The organism is Streptomyces sp. NBC_01351 (assembly GCF_036237315.1).
GTDB lineage: Bacteria > Actinomycetota > Actinomycetes > Streptomycetales > Streptomycetaceae > Streptomyces.
The window spans coordinates 471,680-492,682 of sequence record NZ_CP108356.1 but is presented as its reverse complement, the minus strand read 5'-3'; the positions used below and the strand labels follow the sequence as shown (position 1 = coordinate 492,682).

The following is a 21,003-nucleotide window of genomic DNA, read 5'->3' as shown; positions in this document are numbered from 1 at the left end:
AAAGGGAGACATCATGCATGGCAAGGCGAGGAAGATTTCCGGAGTTCTGGCAGCTATGGCTTCGGTCGCCCTGCTGGCGTCCTGCTCTTCCGGTGCCGAGGCGGGGGAGGTCAAGGCCACTACGGCATCGACGTCCTCGACCGCGCCGGCGAACCCCGGGAAGCAGGCCCAGTCCGAGTTCCTTTCCTTCCCCGCCGTAGGCCATAAGTGGAAGGAACTTCCGGACTCGGGTGGGGTGAAATACGCGAACGTTCGGGGAGACCTTGCCGGAAACGGCCACTACGAGGCGTTCGTGTCCTTCCCCGCCGGCAAGGACAACCCGGAGCATTTCCACAAGCAAGACCTTCCGACGGTCGTACTCAAGGGCACGTTCTACGCGGAGATCGACGGAAAGCGCGTTCAGTACCCCGCCGGCTCCTACTACAACCTTCCGGCCGACAAGCCGCACCTGAGCGGTTGCGAGAAGGGAGACGACTGCCTGCTCTTCCAGTACCAGCAGGACCACTTCGGCCTGGTGCCCACCAAGAATTAGGCCTCGCTCTCATATCGGTCGATCGAATCCCGGGCCTCAGTCCACGTGTTCGCGGTAGCGCTCGATCACCTCCCGCAACACCTCGGAGCCGTCCCGTGCCCACAGCCCCGGGTTGAATATCTCCACCTCCACCGGGCCCCGGTAGCCCGCCGCGTCGGTCAGCTCCCGGAAGGCCCGCAGGTCGATGGATCCGTCGCCCAGCTGCCCGCGCCCCAGCAGTACGCCCTCCGGCAGCGGAGTCACCCAGTCCGCCACCTGGACCGACACGATGCGCCCGCTCTCGCCGGCCCGGCGCAGATCCGCGGGGAGCCGCTCGTCCCACCACAGGTGGTAGGAGTCGACCACCACCCCCACCTGCTCCGTGGGGAAGAGCTCGGCGAGGTCGAGGGCCTGGCCGAGGGTGGACACCACGCAGCGGTCCGAGGCGTACATCGGGTGCAGCGGCTCGATGCCCAGCCGTACCCCGTGCCCGGCCGCCCACGGCGCCAGTTCACCGAGGATGTCGGCGATCCGCCCGCGCGCTCCGACCAGATCCCGGTCGCCGCCGGGTAGCCCGCCAGATACCAGGACCAGTGTGTCGGCGCCCAGTTCGGCCGCCTCCTCCACGGCCCTGCGGTTGTCGTCGAGCGCGGCGGCCCGGCCGGCCGGGTCCCCGGCGGTGAAGAAGCCACCCCGGCACAGAGAGCTGACACGCAGCCCCGCCCCGGCGACCAGCTTCGCGGTCTCCCGCACACCGTGCCGGCGCACCGGATCACGCCAGAGCCCCACCGTACCCACCTCGGCCGCCGTGCAACCGGCGATCAGCTCGGGCAGCGACCACTGGCGGATCGTCTCCTGATTGATGCTCAGCCGTGCGGGGGAAGGGATCACGACTCCACCCCGTACACCGAGAGCAGCCGGCGCATCCGGTCTTCGGCCAACCCCGGATCGGGGAACAGGCCAAGGTCGTCGGCCAGTTCGTACGCGGTCGCCAGGTGGGGGAGGGACCGGGCAGACTGCCACCCGCCCACCATCGTGAAGTGCTCCTGGTATCCGGCCAGCCAGGAGAGCAGGACCACACCGGTCTTGTAGAACCGGGTCGGCGGGGCGAAGAGGTGTCTGGAGAGGGGGACCGTCGGATCCAGCAGCTCCCGGAAGCCCGTGACGTCGTCCCGGTCGAGCGCGAGAGCGGCTCGCGCCGCGATCGGGGCGATCGGGTCGAAGATCCCCAGCAGCGCGTCGCTGGCCAGCTCCCCGTCCCCGGCGATCAGTTCCGGGTAGTGGTAGTCGTCGCCCGTGTAGCAGCGCACCCCGGCGGGCAGTCGCCGCCGGATGTCCACCTCCCGCTCCGCGTCCAGCAGCGAGACCTTGATCCCGTCCACCTTCTCCGGGCACTCGGCGATCACCTTCAGGAACACCTCCGTGGCCTCGTCGAGGTCGTCGTGTCCCCAGTAGCCGGCCAGCGCGGGATCGAACATCGGCCCCAGCCAGTGCAGTACGACCGGTCGCGCGCTCTGCCGGAGCAGGCCGCCGTAAACCTCCAGGTAGTCCTCCGGGCCTTGGGCCGCCGTGGCCAGGGCCCGCGAGGCCATCAGGACGGCCCCCGCTCCGCACGCCTCGGTGTGCGCGAGCTGTTCCTCGTACGCCGCGGTGATCGTGGCAAGGGAGTGCGTGCCGCCGGCGGGGAGCTGGTCGGTGCCCGCGCCGCAGACGATCCGGCCGCCTGCCTCCCGGGCCTCCGCCGCCGAGCGGCGGATCAACTCGGCAGCGGCCGGCCAGTCCAGGCCCATCCCGCGCTGCGCGGTGTCCATCGCCTCGGCGACCCCGAGCCCCTGCGCCCACAGCCGGTGCCGGAAGGCCAGCGTGGCATCCCAGTCGACCGAGGGTCCGGCCTCGGCCGACGCGGCCAGCGGATCGGCCACCACGTGCGCGGCCGAGTAGAAGGTACGACTACGGGCCGGCCCGCAGTCGAGGGGCGTGAACGGGGCGGTGTTCGGGCGGTGGAGCCGGTACTCGCCGTCCGCCGAGGGGAGCCGGATGCTCACAGGGTCACCTCCGGGACCGGCAGCCGCCGACCCTCCGCCGAGGACCGCAGCCCGAGATCGGCGAGCTGCACCCCGCGTGCCCCGGCCAGCAGATCCCACTGCCAGGGCTCGTCGAGTACGACGTGCCGCAGGAAGAGCTCCCACTGGGCTTTGAACCCGTTGTCGGCGGGGGCATTGTCCGGAACCTCCTGCCACTGGGAACGGAAGGCCTCGGTCTGCGGCAGGTCCGGGTTCCACACCGGCTTCGGCGTCGTCGAGCGGTGCTGGACGCGGCACCCGCGCAAACCGGCGACGGCCGACCCGTGCGTGCCGTCCACCTGGAACTCCACCAGCTCGTCACGGTTGACCCGGACCGCCCAGGAGGAGTTGATCTGCGCGACCACCCCGCCCTCCAACTCGAATATTCCGTAAGCGGCGTCGTCCGCCGTCGCCTCGTACGGCTTGCCCTCCTCGTCCCAGCGGTGGCCGATGTGGGTGCGGTGCAGTGCCTGCACCGACTCCACCCGGCCGAACAGCTCGTGGAGCAGGTACTCCCAGTGCGGGAACATGTCGGCGACGATGCCTCCGCCGTCCTGCGAGCGGTAGTTCCAGGAAGGCCGCTGGGCGGGCTGCCAGTCACCCTCGAAGACCCAATACCCGAACTCCCCCCGGACGGAGAGGATCTCGCCGAAGAAGCCGCCCTCGATCAGCCGCCTCAGCTTGAGCAGCCCCGGCAGGAACAGCTTGTCCTGGACCACGCCGTGCTTGATCCCCGCGGCCGAGGCCAGCCGGGCCAGCTCCAGTGAGGACTCGAAGCTCAGAGCGGTCGGTTTCTCGCAGTAGACGTGCTTGCCGGCCGCTATGGCCTGCCGCACCGCCGGCTCGCGCGCTCCGGTGACCTGCGCGTCGAAGTAGATCTCGACCTCGGGGTCAGCCAGTACGGCCGTCAGGTCCGTGCTCACGTGCTCCAGCCCGTGCTGCTCGGCGATCGCCCGCAGAGCGGGCTCGCGGCGTCCCATGAGCACCGGTTCCGGCCACAGCACGGTGCCGTCTCCCAGGTCCAGGCCGCCCTGCTCGCGCAGGGCGAGCAGGGACCGGACGAGATGCTGCCGGTACCCCATGCGCCCGGTGACGCCGTTCATGGCGATCTTGATCGTCCTGCGTTCCACGATGTCCCTCCCGATGACAGAAAGCGCTTTCACTCACGCCAGGCTAGGGCGGGGAATCTTCGCCGCGCAAGACTCGAACGAGTGATAGAAAGCGCTTTCTCGATCTGAGACCATGGAGGTCCGCGGACCGGATGAGACGATGGCCCGGGATCAACAGAGGAGGGGTGCGGTATGGCGGTGACTCTCGCCGAGGTCGCGGTGCACGCGGGTGTATCGCCCGCCACGGTCTCGCGCGTACTGAACGGCGGATACCCGGTGGCCGGTAGGACCCGGACCCGCGTGGAACAGGCGGTCGAAGAGCTCGGCTACGTGGTGAACGGCCCCGCCCGCGCGCTCGCGGCCGCCACCTCCGACCTCGTCGGAGTCCTCGTCCACGACGTCGCCGACAGCTTCTTCGGCATCCTGGCCGGCTCCCTGCAGAGCGCCCTGGCGCCCGTCGGCAGGGGAGGCACCCGCCGTCTCGCCTTCGTCTGCAACACCGAGGGCGTCCCCGAGGCCGAGCTGGCCTACCTCGCCCTGCTGGAGGGACAGCGGGCGGGCGGCCTCGTGCTCACCGGCGGCGCGGTCGAAGACCCGGATCACACCGCGGCGCTCACCGCGCGCATCGCACGGGCTGCGGGCAACGGAGCCCCCGTCGTCCTCTGCGGGCGACCGCCGCTCCCCGTGCCCGCCGGGCTGCCCGTCGCCACCGTGATGTTCGACGACCACGGCGGCGCCTTCCGCCTCGCCGAGCACCTGCTGTCACTCGGGCACCGCAAGATTGCCTACGTCGCCGGGCCGCCGGGTCTGAGCACCACCCGTGAGCGGCTCGCCGGCCACCACGCGGCCCTGCTGCGGCACGACCCCGGCCTGGCCGCGGCCTGCGCCGAGCTCACCGTGCACGCCGGCTTCGAGCGCGCCGCAGGGTATGACGCCACCCGCGAACTCCTGCGCCGCGGGGCGCGCTTCACCGCCGTCGCGGCGGCCAACGACACCGTCGCCACCGGAGTCGCCGCCGCCCTGCGCGAGGCGGGCCTGCGCATCCCCGAAGACGTCTCCGTCGCGGGCTTCGACGACCTCCCGATCTGCGCCGACACCGCCCCCGCGCTCACCACCGTCCGCGTGCCCCTGCGCGAGGCCGGGGTGCTCGCCGCCCAACTGGTCACGGGACACAGACCGCTGCCGCCGGGCGGGATCACCACCCTGGCCACCGAGCTGATGGTGCGCGCCTCCACCGCGCCGCCCCCGGCGGAAGGGCCCGACCGGTGAAGTACGCCTTCTCCACCCTCGGCCTGCCCGGCACCCCCCTCGACCGAAGTGCCGCCCTCGCGGCGTCCCACGGGTTCGACGCCCTCGAACTGCGCGCCCATCCCGAGGAGCCGCTCCACCCCGGCACCCCCACCGCCGAACGCGCCGCCGGACTGCGGACCCTGACCGCCGCCGGCGTCACCGCCCTGGGGATCGCCGGATACGCCCGGGTGGCCGCCCCCGGCGAGGACGAGCCGGTCCTCGCCGAACTGCGCGGCCTGGTCAGGCTCGCCGCCGACCTGGAAGCCCCGTACGTCCGCGTCTTCCCCGGCGGTGGCGACCAGCCCGAGGCGGCCGCCGACGCCCATGCCGTCCGCCGGCTGCTGGCCGCCTCGCCGTTCGCCGAGCGGCACGGCGTGCGGATCCTGCTGGAGACCCACGACTCCCACCGCACCGCCGCCGCGGCGGCCCGTGTCCTCGACGCGGTCGCGCATCCCGGCGCCGGCGCGCTGTGGGACGTACTGCACACCTGGCTGGGCGGTGAATCCCCCGCCGAGTCGCGGCGGACGCTGGGCCCGCACCTGGGCTACGTACAGGTCAAGGACGTGGCATCGGCGCAGGAGCTCACCCCGCTGGCGCTCGGCGCCGGGGTGTTGCCGCTCGCCGAGGCGGTGATGGCGGCGCCACCCGGCGGCTGGCTCTGCTGGGAGTACGAGAAGCGCTGGTACCCCGATGCCGCCGAGCTGCCCGGACAGCTCGCGCGGGGCCGGGAGTACCTGGAGCGCTTGGCGGCGGGCCGGCCAGGCTAGGCGCGGACGGCCCGGGCGGACGGGGGCCCGCGCTCTTCAGCCGCGGATGGTCAGGAGCGGGAGCAGTTCCACGTGCTGCCGAGGGGTGTCCTCCGTGGCGCCGGCCGTCAGCCGGTCCAGCAGGAGCGCCGCCGCCCGCGCGCCCACCTCGCGCTTGGCCGGGGCCACCGCGGACAGGGGTACGTCGGCCATCCCGGCCACCTCGTCGTCGTAGGTGATCACGGCGAGGTCCTCCGGCACCCGCACGCCCCGGGCCTGGAGCCGGGGGATCAACATGATCGCGTCGGTGTCGCTGTGGATCAGAGCGGCGGTCACCCCGCCCTTCGCCACCGCGTCGCACAGGTAGTCCAGCGTCCGGGCGAACAGGTCCGCCTCCGAGAGCGGGCCCGGTCCGGACACCGGCCAGTCCGGCGCAGGATCCAGCCCGAGGGCGGTCACGGCGGCCTCGTACCCCGCCCGCAGTCGGGCCGAGGTCGGGGTGGACCGGCTGGCGAGGGCGATCCGCCGGTGGCCCAGCTCCACCAGGTGCTGTACGGCCCGGGCCGCGCCGTGCGCGTGGTCGGAGGCCACCCGGTCCAGGGCCGCCGCGGGGTGCCCCGGCGGCGCCCACCGCTCCACCAGCACCGTGGGAACGGGCAGTTCCGCCGTCCAGGCCCCCTCCCCGGGACCGGGCGACCCGGCCTCCCAGTTCGGCGTGAGCAGCAGCCCGTCCGCGCCCGTGGACAGCAGTCGGTCCGCCTGCGTCCGGTCCTCGCCCGCCAGGTACCGGGTCAGCCCCACGGTCAGCCGCGCGCCCCGCGCCTCGACGGCCTCGCGGGCCCCGCGCACGACATCGGCGTAGTAGTACTCGGTCGTCGGAACCACCATCCCGACCACCAGGCCCTCACCGCCGCTCCCGGCAGGCGAGGCGGCCACCGCCGACGCGGACGCCGACCCGGCGGCCGGCGTGCGCCCCGCCTCCACCCGGCTGATCACCCCGTGCATCCGGTGGATCTCGCCCCGGGCCGCCATCGCCTCGATGTCCCGCCGCAGGGTGACGGGGGAGATGCCGAGCTCCTGCGCCAGCTCCGCCACGCGCACGCTGCCCCGTGCCCGCACGAGTTCGCGCACCCGCGCCTGACGTTGGTCTACATGTGGTCTCACGTGGTCCCCCTGACGTGGTGACGGTCCGCTGTCGCGAGTCGGTACGCACCATCATAGGGAACCGATCCGATCGATACGATCGTTTCCGATCAACTGGTCATTGACGGGGCGGTCGGCGCGTTCATATATTCGGGCCCGACCCCGGCCACACCCCGGTCGTCACCCCTCCAGTGAGAGAAGCTCCTCACGTGAAGCGCACGAGTACCCGCCTCGCCGACGGCCGCGAGATCTTCTACTACGACACCGGAGAGGGCGCGGCACGAGCCTTCCCCGACACCCGTCCGCTCGACGCCTCGGCCGTCGCGAGCAGCTCCGAAGTACGCCGCGATCCGCTGCTCGGCGACCACGTCGTCATCGCCTCCCACCGGCAGGGCCGCACCTACCACCCGCCCGCCGACGAGTGCCCGTTGTGCCCCTCCACCGGCGGCCGCGCGAGCGAGATCCCGGCCCCCGACTTCGAAGTGGCGGTCTTCGAGAACCGCTTTCCCTCCCTCGCCGGCGACACCGGCCGCTGCGAGGTCATCTGCTTCACCCCCGACCACAAGACCTCCTTCGCCGAACTCGACGAGGAGCGCGCCGCGCTGGTACTGGCAGCCTGGACCGACCGCACCGCCGAGCTGTCCGCGCGCGAAGGGGTCCGGCAGGTCTACTGCTTCGAGAACCGCGGCGCCGAGATCGGCGTCACCCTCGCCCACCCGCACGGCCAGATCTACGCCTTCCCCTTCACCACCGCCCGCACCACCCGGATGCTCGCCGCCGTCGCCGCCCACCGCGCGCGCACCGGAGGCAACCTGTTCGAGGAGGTCCTGGCCGCCGAGCGCGCCGAACCCGCCGCGAGCAGCCGGGTCGTCCTCGAGGGGGAACACTGGACCGCCTTCGTGCCCTACGCGGCGCGCTGGCCCTACGAGGTCCACCTCCATCCGCACCGACGGGTCCCCGACCTGCCCGCCCTGGGCGACGAGGCGCGCGCCGAGTTCCCCCGGGTCTACCTGGAACTGCTGCGCCGCTTCGACCGGCTGTTCGATCTCCCCGACCCGACGCCGTACATCTCCGCCTGGCACCAGGCCCCGGCCGGCGACGGCCGCGAGGACTTCGCCCTCCACCTGGAGCTGTTCACCGTCCGGCGGACCGCGGACAAGCTGAAGTACCTCGCCGGGACCGAGTCCGGCATGGAGGCCTACATGAACGACGTCCGGCCCGAGGACGCGGCCGCACGGCTGAGGGAGGTGGCGAGCGCGTGAGCAGGACGGCGCAGGAGTTCAAGGAGCTGTACGGACACCCCCCCGAGGGGGTCTGGGCGGCTCCCGGCCGGGTCAACCTGATCGGCGAGCACACCGACTACAACGACGGGTTCGCCCTGCCCTTCGCGCTCCCGCAGCGCACCGAGGTCGCGGCCTCTCCGCGCACGGACGGCGCCCTGCGCTTCCACTCCGCCGACGCCCCCTCCGGAGTGGTCACCCTCGACCTCGCCGCCCTCGACCCGGCACGCCCTCCGCAAACCGCCGAGAGCTGGGCCGCCTACCCCGCGGGGGTCGTCTGGGCCCTGCTGGAGGCCGGGCTTCCGGTCAGGGGCGTCGATCTGCACGTGCGGTCCGATGTGCCGAACGGCGCCGGCCTGTCCTCCTCCGCCGCCCTGGAAGTGGCCACCGCGCTGGCCCTCACCGACCTGTACGGCCTCCCGCTCACCCGCCCCGAACTGGCCGCACTCGCCCGGCGCGCGGAGAACGCGTACGTCGGCGTCCCCTGCGGCGTCATGGACCAGATGGCCTCGGCCTGCTCGACCGAAGGGCACGCCCTCCACCTCGACACCCGCAGCCTCGAACAGCGGCACATCCCCTTCGACTGCGCGGCGGCGGGCCTGCGCCTGCTCGTCATCGACACCCGGGTCAAGCACGCCCTCGCCGACGGGGCGTACGCCCGGCGCCGGGCCTCCTGCCACGAGGCGGCCGCGGAACTCGGCGTACCGGCACTCCGCGACCTCCCGTACGAGGAGTTGGACCAGGCACTGGACCGGCTCGGCGACCCCGTGCGGCGCCGGCGGGTCAGGCACGTCGTCACCGAGAACGAACGGGTCGTACGGATCGAGGAACTGCTGCGGGCCGGGCGGCTGCGCGAGACCGGACCTCTGCTCAGCGAGGGGCACCGCTCGCTGCGCGACGACTACGAGGTCTCGTGCCCGGAGCTCGACCTCGCGGTGGCCACCGCCGAAGCGGCAGGGGCGTACGGGTCCCGGATGACGGGCGGCGGCTTCGGCGGTTCGGCGCTGGCCCTGATCGACGCGGACGCCGAGGAGCCGGTGACCCGCGCCGTGACGGAGGCCTTCGCCCGCGCGGGCTTCAAGCCGCCGTCGATCACCCCGGCCGCCCCGTCGGCCGGAGCGACCCGCCTCCTCTAGGTCGTGTCGTCAAAGTCTCGTCCGGCCGACGCCACTTTGACGACACTTCCTGGATGTGTGGTCCCCCGGGTACCGAGGGTAGCGGGGGCTGGCCCCACCCCCGATCGGCCGGACAGCCGTATGGCCCGGTGGATCCCGTGGCGGCGACGGTAGGGCGGTACCCAGCAAGTCGCCTACAGAGAAGGCAAGATCGTGCGCATCGTCACGGCCACCGCCGTCGCCCTGGCCCTCGTCGGCGCAGCCGCGCCGGCCGCCACCGCCCACCAGCCGGCCACCGACGGGATCTGGCGCACCGACGGCTACGGCACCGTGCTGTCCATCCGGAACGGAACCCTCCAGGAGTACCAGACCACCGCCGTCAGCTGCATCGCGGGCGACACCGCGCAGCGGACCGGCCCCGGCGCCTACACCACCCCCGAAAACACCGTCCTCACCGTGCGCACCCGCGGGGGCCGCGACCGCGCCTCCGTGCGGCTGGACGGCGACGTCGGCGAACGGAACCTGCGCCGGATGACGGAACTGCCCGACGCCTGCACGCGTTCGGCCCCCGGGGGTCCGCTCGCCTCCTTCGACGTCTTCTGGCAGTCCTTCGAGGAGAACTACCCCTTCTTCACCGCCAAGGGCATCGACTGGCACGCCGTACGCGACCGGTACCGGCCCATGGTCCACGAAGGGACGACCCCGGACGAACTCTTCGGCGTCTTCGGCAAGATGACCGAGCCGCTCCACGACGCCCACGTCGCCGTCTGGGACGTCGACGCCGACGCCGACGGCAGGCCCGACCGGGGCTTCGCACAGGTCCGCCCCGGCACCGTCCTGCCCGACGGGAACCTCGACGCCAAGGTCAAGAAGTTCGTCGTGGAGCGCGACCTCAAGGACGCGCGGAACCTCCAGGACTTCGCCGCCGGGCGGATCACGTACGCAGACCTCCCCGGCGGGCAGGGCTACCTGCGGATCTCCGGCTTCGGCGGCTACGCGGGCGACGGGGCCTCCTACGCCGCCGAGCTGGCCGAGCTCGACAAGGCGCTGGACACGGTCCTCGGCCGGGAGCGCACCCGGCACCTGAAGGGCCTGGTCATCGACCTGCGGATCAACGGCGGCGGCTCCGACGCCATGGGGCTCCACCTCGCCGGGCGGCTGACCGACACCCCCTACCTCGCCTACTCCAAGCGGGCCCGCAACGATCCCGCGGACCCCACCCGGCACACGCGCCCCCAGCCCCTGTACGTCACGCCCGCCCAGGGCCCCCGCTACACCGGGCCGGTCGCCGTGCTGACCGGCGGTTCGACCGTCAGCGCGGGAGAGACCTTCACCCAGGCCCTCATGGACCGGCCCGGCCGGACCGTGCGGATCGGGCAGCCCACGCAGGGCGTCTTCTCGGACGTCATGGTGCGGGGGCTCCCCAACGGCATGTCGGTCTGGCTGCCGAACGAGGAGCTGCTGACCCGGTCGGGCAGGACCTTCGACGGCGCGGGCATCCCGCCGCACCTCACCGAGCCGGTCTTCACCACGGAGGAGTTCGACCAGAACAAGGACTCGGCCTTCGACCGGGCCGTGAAGGTCCTCCGGGACTAGGACGGCTCCTGCCGGAGACGTCCCGGCCCCTGCGGCCCCGTCCCTCTCGGTCCCCTGGCGTCCGCCGCCGCCGAGGCCGCGCGCCTAGGCCGTCTCTTTCGGATCTTGCTCCCCCGGCTACCGCTGGGAGGTGCCCCCAGACCCGCGCCGCCCGGCACCGCACCTCGCCGCGTTGTCGGGGCACCCGAGTACGTCCAGTACACGGGCGCCCCTCCACCTTGCGAGGCACGGCACCGGACGACGCGGGCTTGACCGGCAAGATCCGAAAGAGACGACCTAGACTGAGCGACCGGTCGATCTTGTAGCCGACGAGTGTGGAGGAACGAATCACATGCGCCATCTCCCCCTGGGCAATTCAGGCCTCCAGGTCTCCGCCGTCGGCCTCGGCTGCAACAACTTCGGCGGCCGCCTCGACGCCCGCGCAACCCGCGCCGTGGTCGACGCCGCCCTCGACGCGGGCATCACGCTCCTCGACACCGCCGACATCTACGGCGGCCTCGGCGGTTCCGAGAGCCACCTCGGCCAGGCCCTCAAGGGCCGCCGGGACCAGGTCGTGCTCGCCACCAAGTTCGGCTTCGCCGGCATGGACATGAAATACGGGCCCGCCGCCGGAGCCCGCGGCGGACGCGCCTACATCCGGCGGGCCGTCGAGGAGTCCCTGCGCCGTCTCGACACGGACCACATCGACCTCTACCAGCTGCACAGCCCCGACCCGGCCACCCCCGTCGCCGAGACCCTCGCCGCGCTCACCGAGCTCGTCACCGAGGGCAAGGTCCGCTACATCGGCCACTCCAACCTCAGCGCCTGGCAGCTCGCCGAAGCCGCCCACGTCGCCCGCGAGACGGGCGCGGCACCCTTCGTATCGGCCCAGAACCAGTGGTCGCTGCTGGAGCGGTCGGCCGAACGCGAACTGGTCCCGGCGGCCCTGCACTACGGCGTCGGCGTGCTCCCGTACTTCCCGCTCGCCAACGGCCTGCTCACCGGCAAGATCCGCCGGGGCGCGCCCGTCCCCACCGGCTCCCGCCTCGAAGGCCGCGACGCCTACCTCACCGAGCAGCGCCTCGACGTGGTCGAAGCCCTCGCCGCCCTTGCCGAGAAGCACGGCCGCAGCGTCCTCGAACTCGCCATCGGCTGGCTCGGTGCCCAGCCCGGCTGTGCCTCCGTCATCGCCGGAGCCACCTCCGCCGAACAGGTCCGCGCCAACGCGGCCGTCGCCGACCACCCCCTGGACGCCGAGCTGCTCGCCGAGATCGACGCCATCGCCCCGGCGCCCACCGCGTGACGGGCGGCCCGCTGCTGCGCTGCGCGCTCCTCGACGACTTCCAGGGCGTCGGCGCCACGGCAGCCGACTGGTCGCCGCTCGCCGGCCGCGTCGAGGTGGAGAGCTTCCCCGAGCACACGGACGACGAGGACGAACTCGCCGCCCGGCTGGCCGGCTTCGACATCGTCGTCACCCTGCGCGAACGCGTGCCCTTCCCCGGCTCGCTGCTCGACCGGCTGCCCCGCCTGCGCCTGCTCATCGCCTCCGGCATGCGCAACACGGTGATCGACTACGCGGCCGCCGAGCGCAACGGCGTGACGGTCTGCGGCACTGCCAGCTCCTCCACCCCGCCCGTGGAACTGACCTGGGCCCTGCTGCTCGGCCTCGCCCGCGGCCTGGTCCAGGAGTCCGCGGCCCTGCGCGACGGCGGCCCCTGGCAGCAGACGGTCGGCGCCGACCTGCACGGGCGGCGCCTCGGACTGCTCGGCCTCGGCAAGATCGGCAGCAAGGTGGCCCAAGTCGGGCTCGCCTTCGGCATGGACGTCGTGGCCTGGAGCGGCAACCTCACCAAGGAACGGGCCGACGAGGTCGGCGTCGCCCTCGCGCCCTCCAAGGAAGAACTCCTCGCCACCAGCGACTTCGTCTCCGTCCACCTCGCGCTCGGCGAGCGCACCCGCGGCCTCCTCGGCGCCGCCGAGCTCGCCCTGATGCGGCCGACCGGCTACCTGGTCAATACCTCCCGGGCGGCCATCGTCGACCAGGACGCGCTCCTCGAAGCCCTGCACGCGGGCCGGATCGCGGGCGCCGGCATCGACGTCTTCGACGTCGAGCCGCTGCCCGCCGGCCACCCGCTGCGGACGGCGCCCCGCCTGCTCGCCACCCCGCACCTGGGCTACGTGACACGGGCCAACTACGCCACGTACTACGGCCAAGCCGTCGAGGACGTCATCGCGTTCCTCGACGGCTCACCCGTACGCGTACTCGGCTAGAACCCGGGGGTTCTCCCGTTCAAGGACGTCACGACACGATGTCCTTGCGGGAGAACCCGCGGAACGCCAGGGCGAACAGCACCAGCGCGTACGACACCGACACCGCCGTCCCCTTGATCATCCCGCCCCATTCCAGCTGCGGCTGCAAGGCGTCCGCCCACGCGAACTGCCAGTGTGCCGGCAGGAACTCGCGCCACGACCCGAGCGCGGTCACCGCGTCCAGCACGTTGCCGACGATCGTCAGCCCGACCGCCCCGCCCACCGCGCCCAGCGGCGCGTCGGTCCGCGTGGACAGCCAGAACGCCAGCCCCGCCGTCACCAGCTGCGACACGAAGACGAAGGCCACCGCGATCGCCAGCCTCGGCACCGTCTCCCCGGCCGGCAGCGCCCCGCCCGCCGGGAGCTGGAGCGGCCCCCACCCGTACGCGGCCGTTCCCACGGCCAGTGCCACCACCGGCAGCAGCACCATCGCCGCCAGGCTGAAACCGAGCGCCACCACGAGCTTGCTCCACAGCAGCCGCGCCCGAGGCACCGGCGAGGCCAGCAGGTAGCGCAGCGAGGACCAGCTCGCCTCCGAGGCCACCGTGTCCCCGCAGAACAGCGCCACCGGCACCACCAGCAGGAAGCCGGCCGAGACGAACAGGCAGGTCGCGGCGAAGTTCGCCGCCGAGGCAGTGGCCGTGTCGATCAGGGTGATCCGGCCGTTCCCGCCGTCCCGGCTGCCCGGCCCGCCACCCACCGCGAAGGCGATCATCAGGATGAACGGCAGCGCGGCCAGGATCCCGCCCATCACCAGCGTCCGCCGCCGGCGCCACTGCCGCAGCGCCTCCACGCGGAGCGGCAGCGTACGGCTCGCCCGGTAGCCCGGAGCCACCTCCTGCGCGATGCTTCGCACCGTGCTCATGCCGGTCCTCCGATCAGGGTGAGGAACGCGTCCTCGAGTCGCCGGTGCGGTCCCACTCCGGTCACCGGCACCTCCAGTCGTACGAGTTCGGCGATCAGCCCCGCGGCCGTCGCGCCTTCCAATCGCACGAGCAACCCGTCATCGGTGGCCGCCACCGAACCCACTCCCTCCAGTGCCGCCACCTTCTCGATCCCCGTCTCGTCCACCGGCTCCGCCAGCGACACCAGCAGGGTGTCCCCGCCGCCGGTGATCTCGGCGACCTCGCCCGCCGCCACCCGGCGGCCGCGGTCCATGACCACCAGGTGCGTGCAGGACTGCTCCACCTCCGACAGCAGGTGGCTGGAGACGATCACCGTCCGCCCACCGGCCGCGTACCGGATCATCACGTCCCGCATCTCCCTGATCTGCGGCGGGTCCAGACCGTTCGTCGGCTCGTCGAGGATCAGCAGGTCCGGCATCCCGAGCATGGCCTGGGCGATCGCGAGGCGCTGGCGCATGCCCTGCGAGTACGTGCGCACCGCCCGCTCCAGCGCGTCGCCGAGCCCCGCGATCTCCAGGGCCTCCGCCATGTGCGCGTCCTCGGCGGGGCGGCCGGTGGCCTGCCAGTACAGCTCCAGGTTGGCCCGGCCGGTCAGGTGCGGCAGGAATCCCGCGCCCTCCACGAAGGCCCCGACCCGCGACAGAACCGGCGCTCCGGCACGCACCGCGTGCCCGAACACCCGGATCTCCCCGGCGTCCGGCGAGATCAGCCCCATCAGCATGCGCAGGGTGGTGGTCTTCCCGGCCCCGTTGGGCCCGAGCAGCCCCAGCACCTGCCCCTTCTCCACGCGGAAGGACAGGTCCCGTACCGCGTACCGGTCCTGCGCCTTCGCGTACCGCTTCGTCAGCCCCGTGATCTCCAGCGGTACGTCGGCCAGTGCGGGATCCGGCTGCGCCGCCGCGGGCCGTCGCCCGGTCCTGCGGATGCCGAGCAGCGCGGCGGCCAGTGCCGCGGCGCCCAACGGCAGCCCCCACGTCCAGGCGGGCAGCCCGGCCGAGGCGGTCCGTACTCCGGGTGCTTCGGGGACGGTCAGGGCGCTCTGCGCCGAGACCGTGTACGTGGCCGGCGCGGCCGGGGTCGCGTAGCCGAGGTCGGTCGCGGCGATCACCAGCCGCAGCCGGTGCCCGGCCTCCACGGCGTGGTCGATCGCGGGCAGCCGCAGCTCGACGCTCGTACCCTGCTGGGCGTTCTCCACCCGTACCGGGGCGACCAGCTGACTCGGCAGCACCTGCTGCCGCCCGTCCGGCCCGACGTCGTACACCTTGCCGAACAGCACGGCCGATCCGTCCGCGGCTGTCGACCTCACGTTCAGGGTTACGGTCGGCGTCCCGGTGATCCGTACCTCGCGGGCCAGCGGCTCGGACTCGAACCGGGCGTTCTGCCCGGGGAAGTCCAGCGAGAGTCCGGCCCCGAAGACGGCGAGCTGCCCGCCGATACCGGGCAGCGAGGACAGCGCGGGAGGCGCCCCGCCCGCGGGGTTGGCGAAGCTCTGCTCGCGCCCGGTGAGGGCGAACTCCCGCGGGCCGGAGGTCAGCCCGGGGTACTGCTCGCCGCTCGCACCGCGCAACTGCACCTGGCCGTCGGTGGAGTCGATGCCGCCGGAGCGCGAGACGCGGAACACCGGGCCGGTGTCCGCGCTCTCGTCCCCCTTGAGGTGGCGGTCGAACCAGGTCGCGATCCGAGCCTCGACCCGGTCCGCCTCGCGCATGCCGCCGTCGTGGCCGCCGTCCGCCCAGTCCACGGAGACGGGCGCGCCGTTCGCCGCGATGGCCTTGGCCATGGCGTCGGCCTGGTCCAGCGGGAAGAGGGAGTCGTCCTGACCCTGCACGATCAGCGTCGGGACCTTGATCCGGGCGCCCACGGCCGACGGACTGCGCTGCTCCAGCAGGGCCCGGGCTTCGGGGTCCGGCTTCCCGGCCACCGCGACCCGCTCGTACATGGCGCACAGCTCGGGCTGGAAGCGGCCGCAGCCGGGGGCCGCGGGAGCCTCCCGCTGCGACCCGGCCTGCGCCTGCTGCTGACCGGTCGGCTGTTGACCGGCCTGCTGCATCCCGCTGACGGAGCCGGTGGTGAAGAAGATGCCGGACCACAGCTTCTTGAAGACGCCCTGGGGGAAGAGGGAGTCCGCGAGGTTCCAGTAGGTGATCTGCGGAGCGATGGCGTCCACCCGCCGGTCGTACCCTGCAGCGAGCAGCGAGACGGCCCCGCCGTAGGAGGCTCCGGAAACGCCGACGCGCGGATCGCCCGCCGCGTCCAGGCGCACCTCCGGGCGGGCCGCCAGCCAGTCGACGAGCCGCGAGACGTCCTTGACCTCGTACTCGGGATCGTTCAGCCCGATCTCGCCGCCGGAGCGGCCGAAGCCGCGCGCGGACCAGGTCAGGACCGCGTACCCGTCCCGGGCCAACCGCTCGGCCTGCTCGCGGACGTCGTCCTTGCTGCCCCCGAAACCGTGGCCGAGGAGGACGGCGGGACGTTTCTCCCCGCCGTCGGTGGTGAAGTACGAGATGTCGATCCCGACATCGGGAGTCTGCCGGCCGGGCGTCTTCGAGCTGGGCATGTCCAAGACGTGGTCCTGCCGGCGCACGGTCGGCTGGTCGCCGCCGCCCGCGGCCGACCAGGTGCCGGCCCCCGCGACGACGGCGAAGGCGGCGGCGCCCGCGAGCAGGCGGTCTCGGCGGCGCCGGGGCAATCGGAGCTTCATACGGGAACCCTAGACGCCCGGGCGCCCCGTATCCGAGCGCCCGGAGGGGGATGTCCAGCACTTCTCGAGGAGTACGCCGACGGCCCGCGCGTACCACGCCTGCGGTACGCGGCCACCGTTTCCGACCTGCGCCGCGCGCCCGTCGGCGGGAGGATGGCCGCATGCTGCTGGCCGAACTCGCGCGCGTGTCCCGGGAGGTCGCCGACACCTCCGCCCGCTCCCGGAAGACCGCCCTGCTCGCGGAACTCTTCGCCGCAGCGCCGCCCGAGGAGGCCGGCCTGGTGATCTCCTACCTCGCCGGTCGCCTCCCGCAGGGCCGCCCGGGCATCGGCTGGCGCGCCCTCGCGCAGGAGACCCCGCCCGCGCCCCGGCCCACCCTCACCGTGCGCGCCGTCGACGCGGCGGTCACCGAACTCGCCGCCACCAAGGGCACCGGGTCGCAGGCACGGCGGCGCCGGATCCTCGAGGCCCTGCTGGGCGCGGCCACCGGCGCCGAGCAGGCGTTCCTGCGCAGCCTGCTCTCCGGGGAGGTGCGCCAGGGCGCGCTCGACGCGGTGGCCCTGGAGGGCGTGGCCACCGCCGCCGGGGTGCCGGCCGCCGAGCTGCGCCGAGCCGTGATGCTGGACGGCTCGCTGCCCCGGGTCGCGCAGACCGTGCTGGCCCGGGGCGCGCAGGCGCTCGGCGAGTTCACCCTGCGCGTCGGACAGCCCGTACAGCCCATGCTGGCGAACACCGCCGCGTCGCTGGCCGAGGCCCTGGCGGCGCTCGGACCCTGCGCGGTGGAGGAGAAGCTCGACGGCATCCGGGTCCAGGTGCACCGCGAAGGCGACGAGGTACGGGTGTACACGCGCTCCCTCGACGAGATCACCGACCGGCTGCCCGAGGTGGCCGAACTGGCCCGGGCGCTGCCGGGGGAGCGGTTCATCCTCGACGGCGAGGTCATCGGCCTGGCCGCGGACGGCCGGCCGGTCCCCTTCCAGGACATCGCGAGCCGTGTCGGCTCCCGCGTGGACGTCGAAGCCGCCCGGCGGGCGCTCCCGGTCGTCCCCTGCTTCTTCGACATCCTGGCCGCCGGCGAGGAGGTGCTGCTCGACCTTCCGGTCCGCGAACGGTACGAGGCCCTCGCCGCCCTCGTGCCCGAGCACGCCCGGGTGCGCCGGCTCGTCGTGGAGGACCCGGTGGCGCAGGCGGCCGAGGCCGAGGCGTTCCGGGCCGAGACCCTGCGCCGCGGCCACGAGGGCGTCATGGTCAAGGCCCTCGACTCCTCCTATGCGGCCGGCCGGCGCGGGAAACACTGGCTGAAGGTGAAGCCCGTCCACACCCTCGACCTGGTGGTCCTCGCCGCCGAATGGGGCCACGGCCGGCGGACCGGGCTGCTGTCGAACCTGCACCTGGGAGCGCGGGCCGCCGACGGCACCTACGCCATGCTCGGCAAGACCTTCAAAGGACTCACCGACGAGATGCTGCGCTGGCAGACCGGCGCGCTGAACGCCCTCGCCACCTCGGACGACGGCTTCACCGTGCGGGTGCGGCCCGAACTGGTCGTGGAGATCGCCTACGACGGCCTGCAGCGCTCCCCGCGCTACCCGGCCGGAGTGACCCTGCGCTTCGCGCGGGTGCTCAGGCACCGCCCGGACAAGGGAGCGGAGGACGCGGACACGGTGGAGACGGTGCTCGGAGAGGGCGGTTTTGCCTCAGAGGCAACCTAGATTGCCGCGCAGGCAAGAATCTGGCTCAATCGGGGCATGACACCCGGTCCTGCCCCCGGCCCCGGTACCGGCTCCGGCTCCGGCTCAGCCCCCGGTCCCGAAGGCGCCCCCGACGAGCTGCCCGCCGTCGCCCCGCAACTGCGCGAACTGCGCCGCCGCGCGGGCCTCACCCTGGAGGCCGCCGCCGCCCGGGCCCGGCTCTCGCCCGCCCACCTGTCCCGTCTGGAGACCGGCCGCCGCCAGCCCTCGCTGCCGCTCCTGCTCGGCCTCGCCCGCACCTACGGCACGACGGTCTCCGAGCTCCTCGGCGAGACCCCCGCCGTCGCCGATCCCATCGTACGGGCCGGCGGTCCGGGTGCCCGGGAGGCCGACGGGTGGACGTACTGGCAGGCCGGCGGCTCCGGGCGCGGGATGCAGGCGCTGCGCGTACACGTCCCCCACGGCCGCAGCCAGGGCGAACTGGTCCGCGTACACCCCGGCGAGGAATGGCTGTACGTCCTCGCCGGGCGGCTGCGGCTGCACCTGGGGGAGGCCGAGCACCTCCTCGAACCGGGCGACAGCGCGCACTTCGACTCGCTCACCCCGCACCGGATCGGCGCTGCCTCCCCGGGCGGGGCCGAGCTGCTGTTCGTCCACACCCTGCTGCAGAGCAGCCTCGCCGGGCTGTGCCTCGGCGGAACCACCACGTCCACGCACCACCGATAGCCGAGGAGCCGCGCCCATGTCCCGAGGAGAGAACCAGGTGACCCCCGTCCGCCCCGTGACCATACGGGCCCGCATCGAATCGAAGTTCCCGCGCGGCCTGGTGATCCGGCTGATCGCCTACCTGTTCGTCGGCCACCTCTTCGCCTTCTTCGTCTACCTCCTCTTCGTCCTGGGCGCCAAGAACCAGTGACGCCGAGGGGTGCGTGACTGCACGCCGCACGACTCTGGAAACGTGCAGGTCCTGTGGCTACCCTCCGCGCATGATTCCCACGGTTGTCTGGGGCACCGGCAACGTCGGCCGTTTGGCCATTCGTGCCGTCGACGCCCATCCCGCGCTGGAGCTCACCGCCGTCATCGTCCACGACCCGGCCAAGGTCGGCCGCGACGCGGGCGAACTCGGCGGACTCCACCACCCGTTGGGGGTGGCGGCCACCGATGACATCGAGGCCGTACTGGCCGCCCGCCCCCGGGCCGTGGTGTACGCCGCCTCGGGCGACGTCCGCCCCGACGAGGCACTCGCCGACCTCACGCGGGCCGTCCGGTCCGGCGCGGTCGTCGTCAGCCCCGCCCTCTACCCGCTCTACGACCACCGCAGCGCCCCACCGGAGTTCCGCGAGCCGATCCTGGCCGCGATAGCCGAGGGCGGCGGCTCGCTCTTCGCCTCCGGCGTCGACCCCGGTTGGGGCAACGACGTGCTCCCGCTCCTGATCAGCGGACTCGCCACCACCATCGACGCCATCCGCTGCCAGGAGATATTCGACTACTCCACCTACGACCAGCCGGACTCCGTGCGCTACCTCGTCGGCATGGGCCAGCCCATGGACTACGAGCCGATGATGCTCATGCCCTCCATCCCGACCATGGTGTGGGGCGGCCAGATCCGGATGATGGCCCGGGCCCTCGGCGTCGAACTCGACGAGATCCGCGAGACCTCGGAGCGCCGCGCGCTCGACACCACCGTGACCACCCGCACCATGGGCGAGTTCGAAGCCGGCACCCAAGGGGCGATCCGCTTCGAGGTGCAGGGCATCGTCGAGGGCGAACCCCGCATCGTCATCGAGCACGTCACCCGTATCCACGCCTCGTGCGCACCGGACTGGCCGACCCCGCCCGACGGCGGCGACGGAGCCCACCGGGTCGTCATCGAGGGCCGCCCCCGCATCGAGGTGACCGTCGAGGCCACCGACGAGGGCGACAACCGCTCCGCCGGCGGCAACGCGACCGCCGTGGGACGCCTGGTGGGCGCCATCGACTGGCTCACCGAGGCGGAACCCGGACTCTACGACGCACTCGACGTCCCGCTGCGCCCCGCCATCGGCAAACTCGGAAGGAAACAGCGATGAGGATCGACATCCCCGAAGGCCAGCACCCCATTGAGTACGTGTGGGGGGACATGGTCCCCGGCATCGGCATGGCCGCGGCGAACTTCTCGCTGTCGGTGTATGCCCACACGACCCTGGGACTGCGCGAGTTCGAGGCGGCCCGGCTGCGCGTCGCGCAGATCAACGGATGTGTCTTCTGCCTCGACTGGCGCACGGACCGGGACGGCGAGAAGGTCGAGGAGGAGTTCCCGGAGGCGGTCACCGACTGGCGCACCACCGAGGCCTTCGACGACCGCACCCGGCTGGCGGCGGAGTACGCCGAGCGGTACACCCTCGACCACCACGGGCTCGACGAGGAGTTCTGGGACCGGATGACCGCCCACTACAGCCAGCTGGAGATCGTGGAGCTCACGATGAGCATCGGCTCCTGGCTGGCCTTCGGCAGGCTCAACCACGTGCTCGGCCTCGACAGCGTGTGCGTACTGCCCGGCCACTGACACGGGTCGTACCGCAGCGGCC

19 protein-coding genes are annotated in these 21,003 nt (G+C 73.0%); 13 read left to right on the top strand and 6 right to left on the bottom strand.

Annotation, left to right across the window (positions count from 1 at the left end; all coding sequences use genetic code 11):
- The first annotated feature begins 13 nt into the window (after window positions 1-13).
- A complete protein-coding gene (locus OG625_RS02415; RefSeq protein ID WP_329376392.1) occupies window positions 14-532 on the top strand; it encodes a cupin domain-containing protein in 519 nt (172 codons plus the stop codon).
- 36 nt (window positions 533-568) lie between these two features.
- On the opposite strand, the gene OG625_RS02410 is transcribed toward OG625_RS02415, so the two are convergent.
- The 3 genes from OG625_RS02410 to OG625_RS02400 are packed head-to-tail and all read right to left on the bottom strand — an operon-like array spanning window position 569 to window position 3,677.
- On the bottom strand, window positions 569-1,402 hold the full coding sequence (locus OG625_RS02410) for a sugar phosphate isomerase/epimerase family protein (RefSeq protein WP_329376391.1): 834 nt from the start codon (window positions 1,400-1,402) through the stop codon (window positions 569-571).
- The gene (locus OG625_RS02405) at window positions 1,399-2,556 is read right to left on the bottom strand and encodes a dihydrodipicolinate synthase family protein (RefSeq protein WP_329376390.1); all 1,158 of its coding nucleotides are present in this window, start codon (window positions 2,554-2,556) and stop codon (window positions 1,399-1,401) included. Before OG625_RS02405 ends, OG625_RS02410 begins: the two co-directional genes overlap by 4 nt.
- Window positions 2,553-3,677: a Gfo/Idh/MocA family protein gene (locus OG625_RS02400; protein WP_443067857.1), complete on the bottom strand. Its 1,125-nt coding sequence runs from the start codon at window positions 3,675-3,677 to the stop codon at window positions 2,553-2,555. Before OG625_RS02400 ends, OG625_RS02405 begins: the two co-directional genes overlap by 4 nt.
- Before the next feature lie 198 nt (window positions 3,678-3,875).
- On the opposite strand from OG625_RS02400, the gene OG625_RS02395 reads away from it, so the two are divergent.
- Together OG625_RS02395 and OG625_RS02390 are read left to right on the top strand one after the other, a co-directional pair.
- Complete coding sequence (locus OG625_RS02395) at window positions 3,876-4,952, top strand: LacI family DNA-binding transcriptional regulator (protein ID WP_329376388.1); 1,077 nt, start codon at window positions 3,876-3,878, stop codon at window positions 4,950-4,952.
- Window positions 4,949-5,740: a sugar phosphate isomerase/epimerase family protein gene (locus tag OG625_RS02390; protein ID WP_329376387.1), complete on the top strand. Its 792-nt coding sequence runs from the start codon at window positions 4,949-4,951 to the stop codon at window positions 5,738-5,740. Before OG625_RS02395 ends, OG625_RS02390 begins: the two co-directional genes overlap by 4 nt.
- 36 nt (window positions 5,741-5,776) lie before the next feature.
- Here OG625_RS02390 and OG625_RS02385 read toward each other — a convergent pair whose 3' ends face one another.
- Window positions 5,777-6,883, bottom strand: a complete 1,107-nt coding sequence (locus OG625_RS02385) for a substrate-binding domain-containing protein (RefSeq protein WP_329376386.1) — start codon at window positions 6,881-6,883, stop codon at window positions 5,777-5,779.
- Between the two features lie 188 nt (window positions 6,884-7,071).
- On the opposite strand from OG625_RS02385, the gene galT reads away from it, so the two are divergent.
- The 5 genes from galT (at window position 7,072) to OG625_RS02360 (ending at window position 13,103) form a co-directional block, all read left to right on the top strand.
- Window positions 7,072-8,124, top strand: coding sequence for a galactose-1-phosphate uridylyltransferase (galT, locus tag OG625_RS02380; RefSeq protein ID WP_329376385.1), 1,053 nt, complete (start codon window positions 7,072-7,074; stop codon window positions 8,122-8,124).
- Window positions 8,121-9,278, top strand: coding sequence for a galactokinase (galK, locus tag OG625_RS02375; RefSeq protein WP_329376384.1), 1,158 nt, complete (start codon window positions 8,121-8,123; stop codon window positions 9,276-9,278). The genes galT and galK overlap by 4 nt, the downstream gene beginning before the upstream one ends.
- 192 nt (window positions 9,279-9,470) lie before the next feature.
- Window positions 9,471-10,853, top strand: coding sequence for a S41 family peptidase (locus OG625_RS02370; protein ID WP_329376383.1), 1,383 nt, complete (start codon window positions 9,471-9,473; stop codon window positions 10,851-10,853).
- Between the two features lie 331 nt (window positions 10,854-11,184).
- A complete protein-coding gene (locus OG625_RS02365) occupies window positions 11,185-12,135 on the top strand; it encodes an aldo/keto reductase (protein WP_329376382.1) in 951 nt (316 codons plus the stop codon).
- A 14-nt stretch (window positions 12,136-12,149) separates the two neighbouring features.
- Window positions 12,150-13,103 (top strand): D-2-hydroxyacid dehydrogenase family protein, encoded by a 954-nt coding sequence (locus tag OG625_RS02360; protein WP_329390390.1) that lies wholly within the window; start codon window positions 12,150-12,152, stop codon window positions 13,101-13,103.
- Between the two features lie 28 nt (window positions 13,104-13,131).
- Here OG625_RS02360 and OG625_RS02355 read toward each other — a convergent pair whose 3' ends face one another.
- Window positions 13,132-14,007, bottom strand: a complete 876-nt coding sequence (locus OG625_RS02355; protein ID WP_329376381.1) for an ABC transporter permease — start codon at window positions 14,005-14,007, stop codon at window positions 13,132-13,134.
- Window positions 14,004-16,748, bottom strand: coding sequence for an alpha/beta fold hydrolase (locus tag OG625_RS02350; protein WP_329376380.1), 2,745 nt, complete (start codon window positions 16,746-16,748; stop codon window positions 14,004-14,006). Before OG625_RS02350 ends, OG625_RS02355 begins: the two co-directional genes overlap by 4 nt.
- A 161-nt stretch (window positions 16,749-16,909) precedes the next feature.
- On the opposite strand from OG625_RS02350, the gene OG625_RS02345 reads away from it, so the two are divergent.
- From OG625_RS02345 to OG625_RS02325, 5 genes are all read left to right on the top strand, one after another.
- The gene (locus OG625_RS02345; protein WP_329376379.1) at window positions 16,910-18,457 is read left to right on the top strand and encodes an ATP-dependent DNA ligase; all 1,548 of its coding nucleotides are present in this window, start codon (window positions 16,910-16,912) and stop codon (window positions 18,455-18,457) included.
- A gap of 36 nt (window positions 18,458-18,493) precedes the next feature.
- On the top strand, window positions 18,494-19,162 hold the full coding sequence (locus OG625_RS02340) for a helix-turn-helix domain-containing protein (RefSeq protein WP_329376378.1): 669 nt from the start codon (window positions 18,494-18,496) through the stop codon (window positions 19,160-19,162).
- Window positions 19,163-19,178: 16 nt separating this feature from the next.
- Window positions 19,179-19,352 (top strand): DUF6126 family protein, encoded by a 174-nt coding sequence (locus tag OG625_RS02335; RefSeq protein WP_329376377.1) that lies wholly within the window; start codon window positions 19,179-19,181, stop codon window positions 19,350-19,352.
- Window positions 19,353-19,422: 70 nt separating this feature from the next.
- On the top strand, window positions 19,423-20,505 hold the full coding sequence (locus OG625_RS02330; protein ID WP_329376376.1) for an NAD(P)H-dependent amine dehydrogenase family protein: 1,083 nt from the start codon (window positions 19,423-19,425) through the stop codon (window positions 20,503-20,505).
- Window positions 20,502-20,981 (top strand): carboxymuconolactone decarboxylase family protein, encoded by a 480-nt coding sequence (locus tag OG625_RS02325; RefSeq protein WP_329376375.1) that lies wholly within the window; start codon window positions 20,502-20,504, stop codon window positions 20,979-20,981. Before OG625_RS02330 ends, OG625_RS02325 begins: the two co-directional genes overlap by 4 nt.
- Window positions 20,982-21,003: the final 22 nt, after the last annotated feature.

Bases quoted from the DNA above. Each gene is read 5' to 3' on its own strand.
- OG625_RS02415 (WP_329376392.1), top strand. From the start codon at position 14: ATGCATGGCAAGGCGAGGAAGATTTCCGGAGTTCTGGCAGCTATGGCT.
- OG625_RS02400 (WP_443067857.1), bottom strand. From the start codon at position 3,677: ATGAACGGCGTCACCGGGCGCATGGGGTACCGGCAGCATCTCGTCCGG.
- OG625_RS02395 (WP_329376388.1), top strand. From the start codon at position 3,876: ATGGCGGTGACTCTCGCCGAGGTCGCGGTGCACGCGGGTGTATCGCCC.
- OG625_RS02365 (WP_329376382.1), top strand. From the start codon at position 11,185: ATGCGCCATCTCCCCCTGGGCAATTCAGGCCTCCAGGTCTCCGCCGTC.
- OG625_RS02355 (WP_329376381.1), bottom strand. From the start codon at position 14,007: ATGAGCACGGTGCGAAGCATCGCGCAGGAGGTGGCTCCGGGCTACCGG.
- OG625_RS02350 (WP_329376380.1), bottom strand. From the start codon at position 16,748: ATGAAGCTCCGATTGCCCCGGCGCCGCCGAGACCGCCTGCTCGCGGGC.
- OG625_RS02345 (WP_329376379.1), top strand. From the start codon at position 16,910: ATGCTGCTGGCCGAACTCGCGCGCGTGTCCCGGGAGGTCGCCGACACC.
- OG625_RS02340 (WP_329376378.1), top strand. From the start codon at position 18,494: ATGACACCCGGTCCTGCCCCCGGCCCCGGTACCGGCTCCGGCTCCGGC.
- OG625_RS02335 (WP_329376377.1), top strand. From the start codon at position 19,179: ATGTCCCGAGGAGAGAACCAGGTGACCCCCGTCCGCCCCGTGACCATA.
- OG625_RS02330 (WP_329376376.1), top strand. From the start codon at position 19,423: ATGATTCCCACGGTTGTCTGGGGCACCGGCAACGTCGGCCGTTTGGCC.
- OG625_RS02325 (WP_329376375.1), top strand. From the start codon at position 20,502: ATGAGGATCGACATCCCCGAAGGCCAGCACCCCATTGAGTACGTGTGG.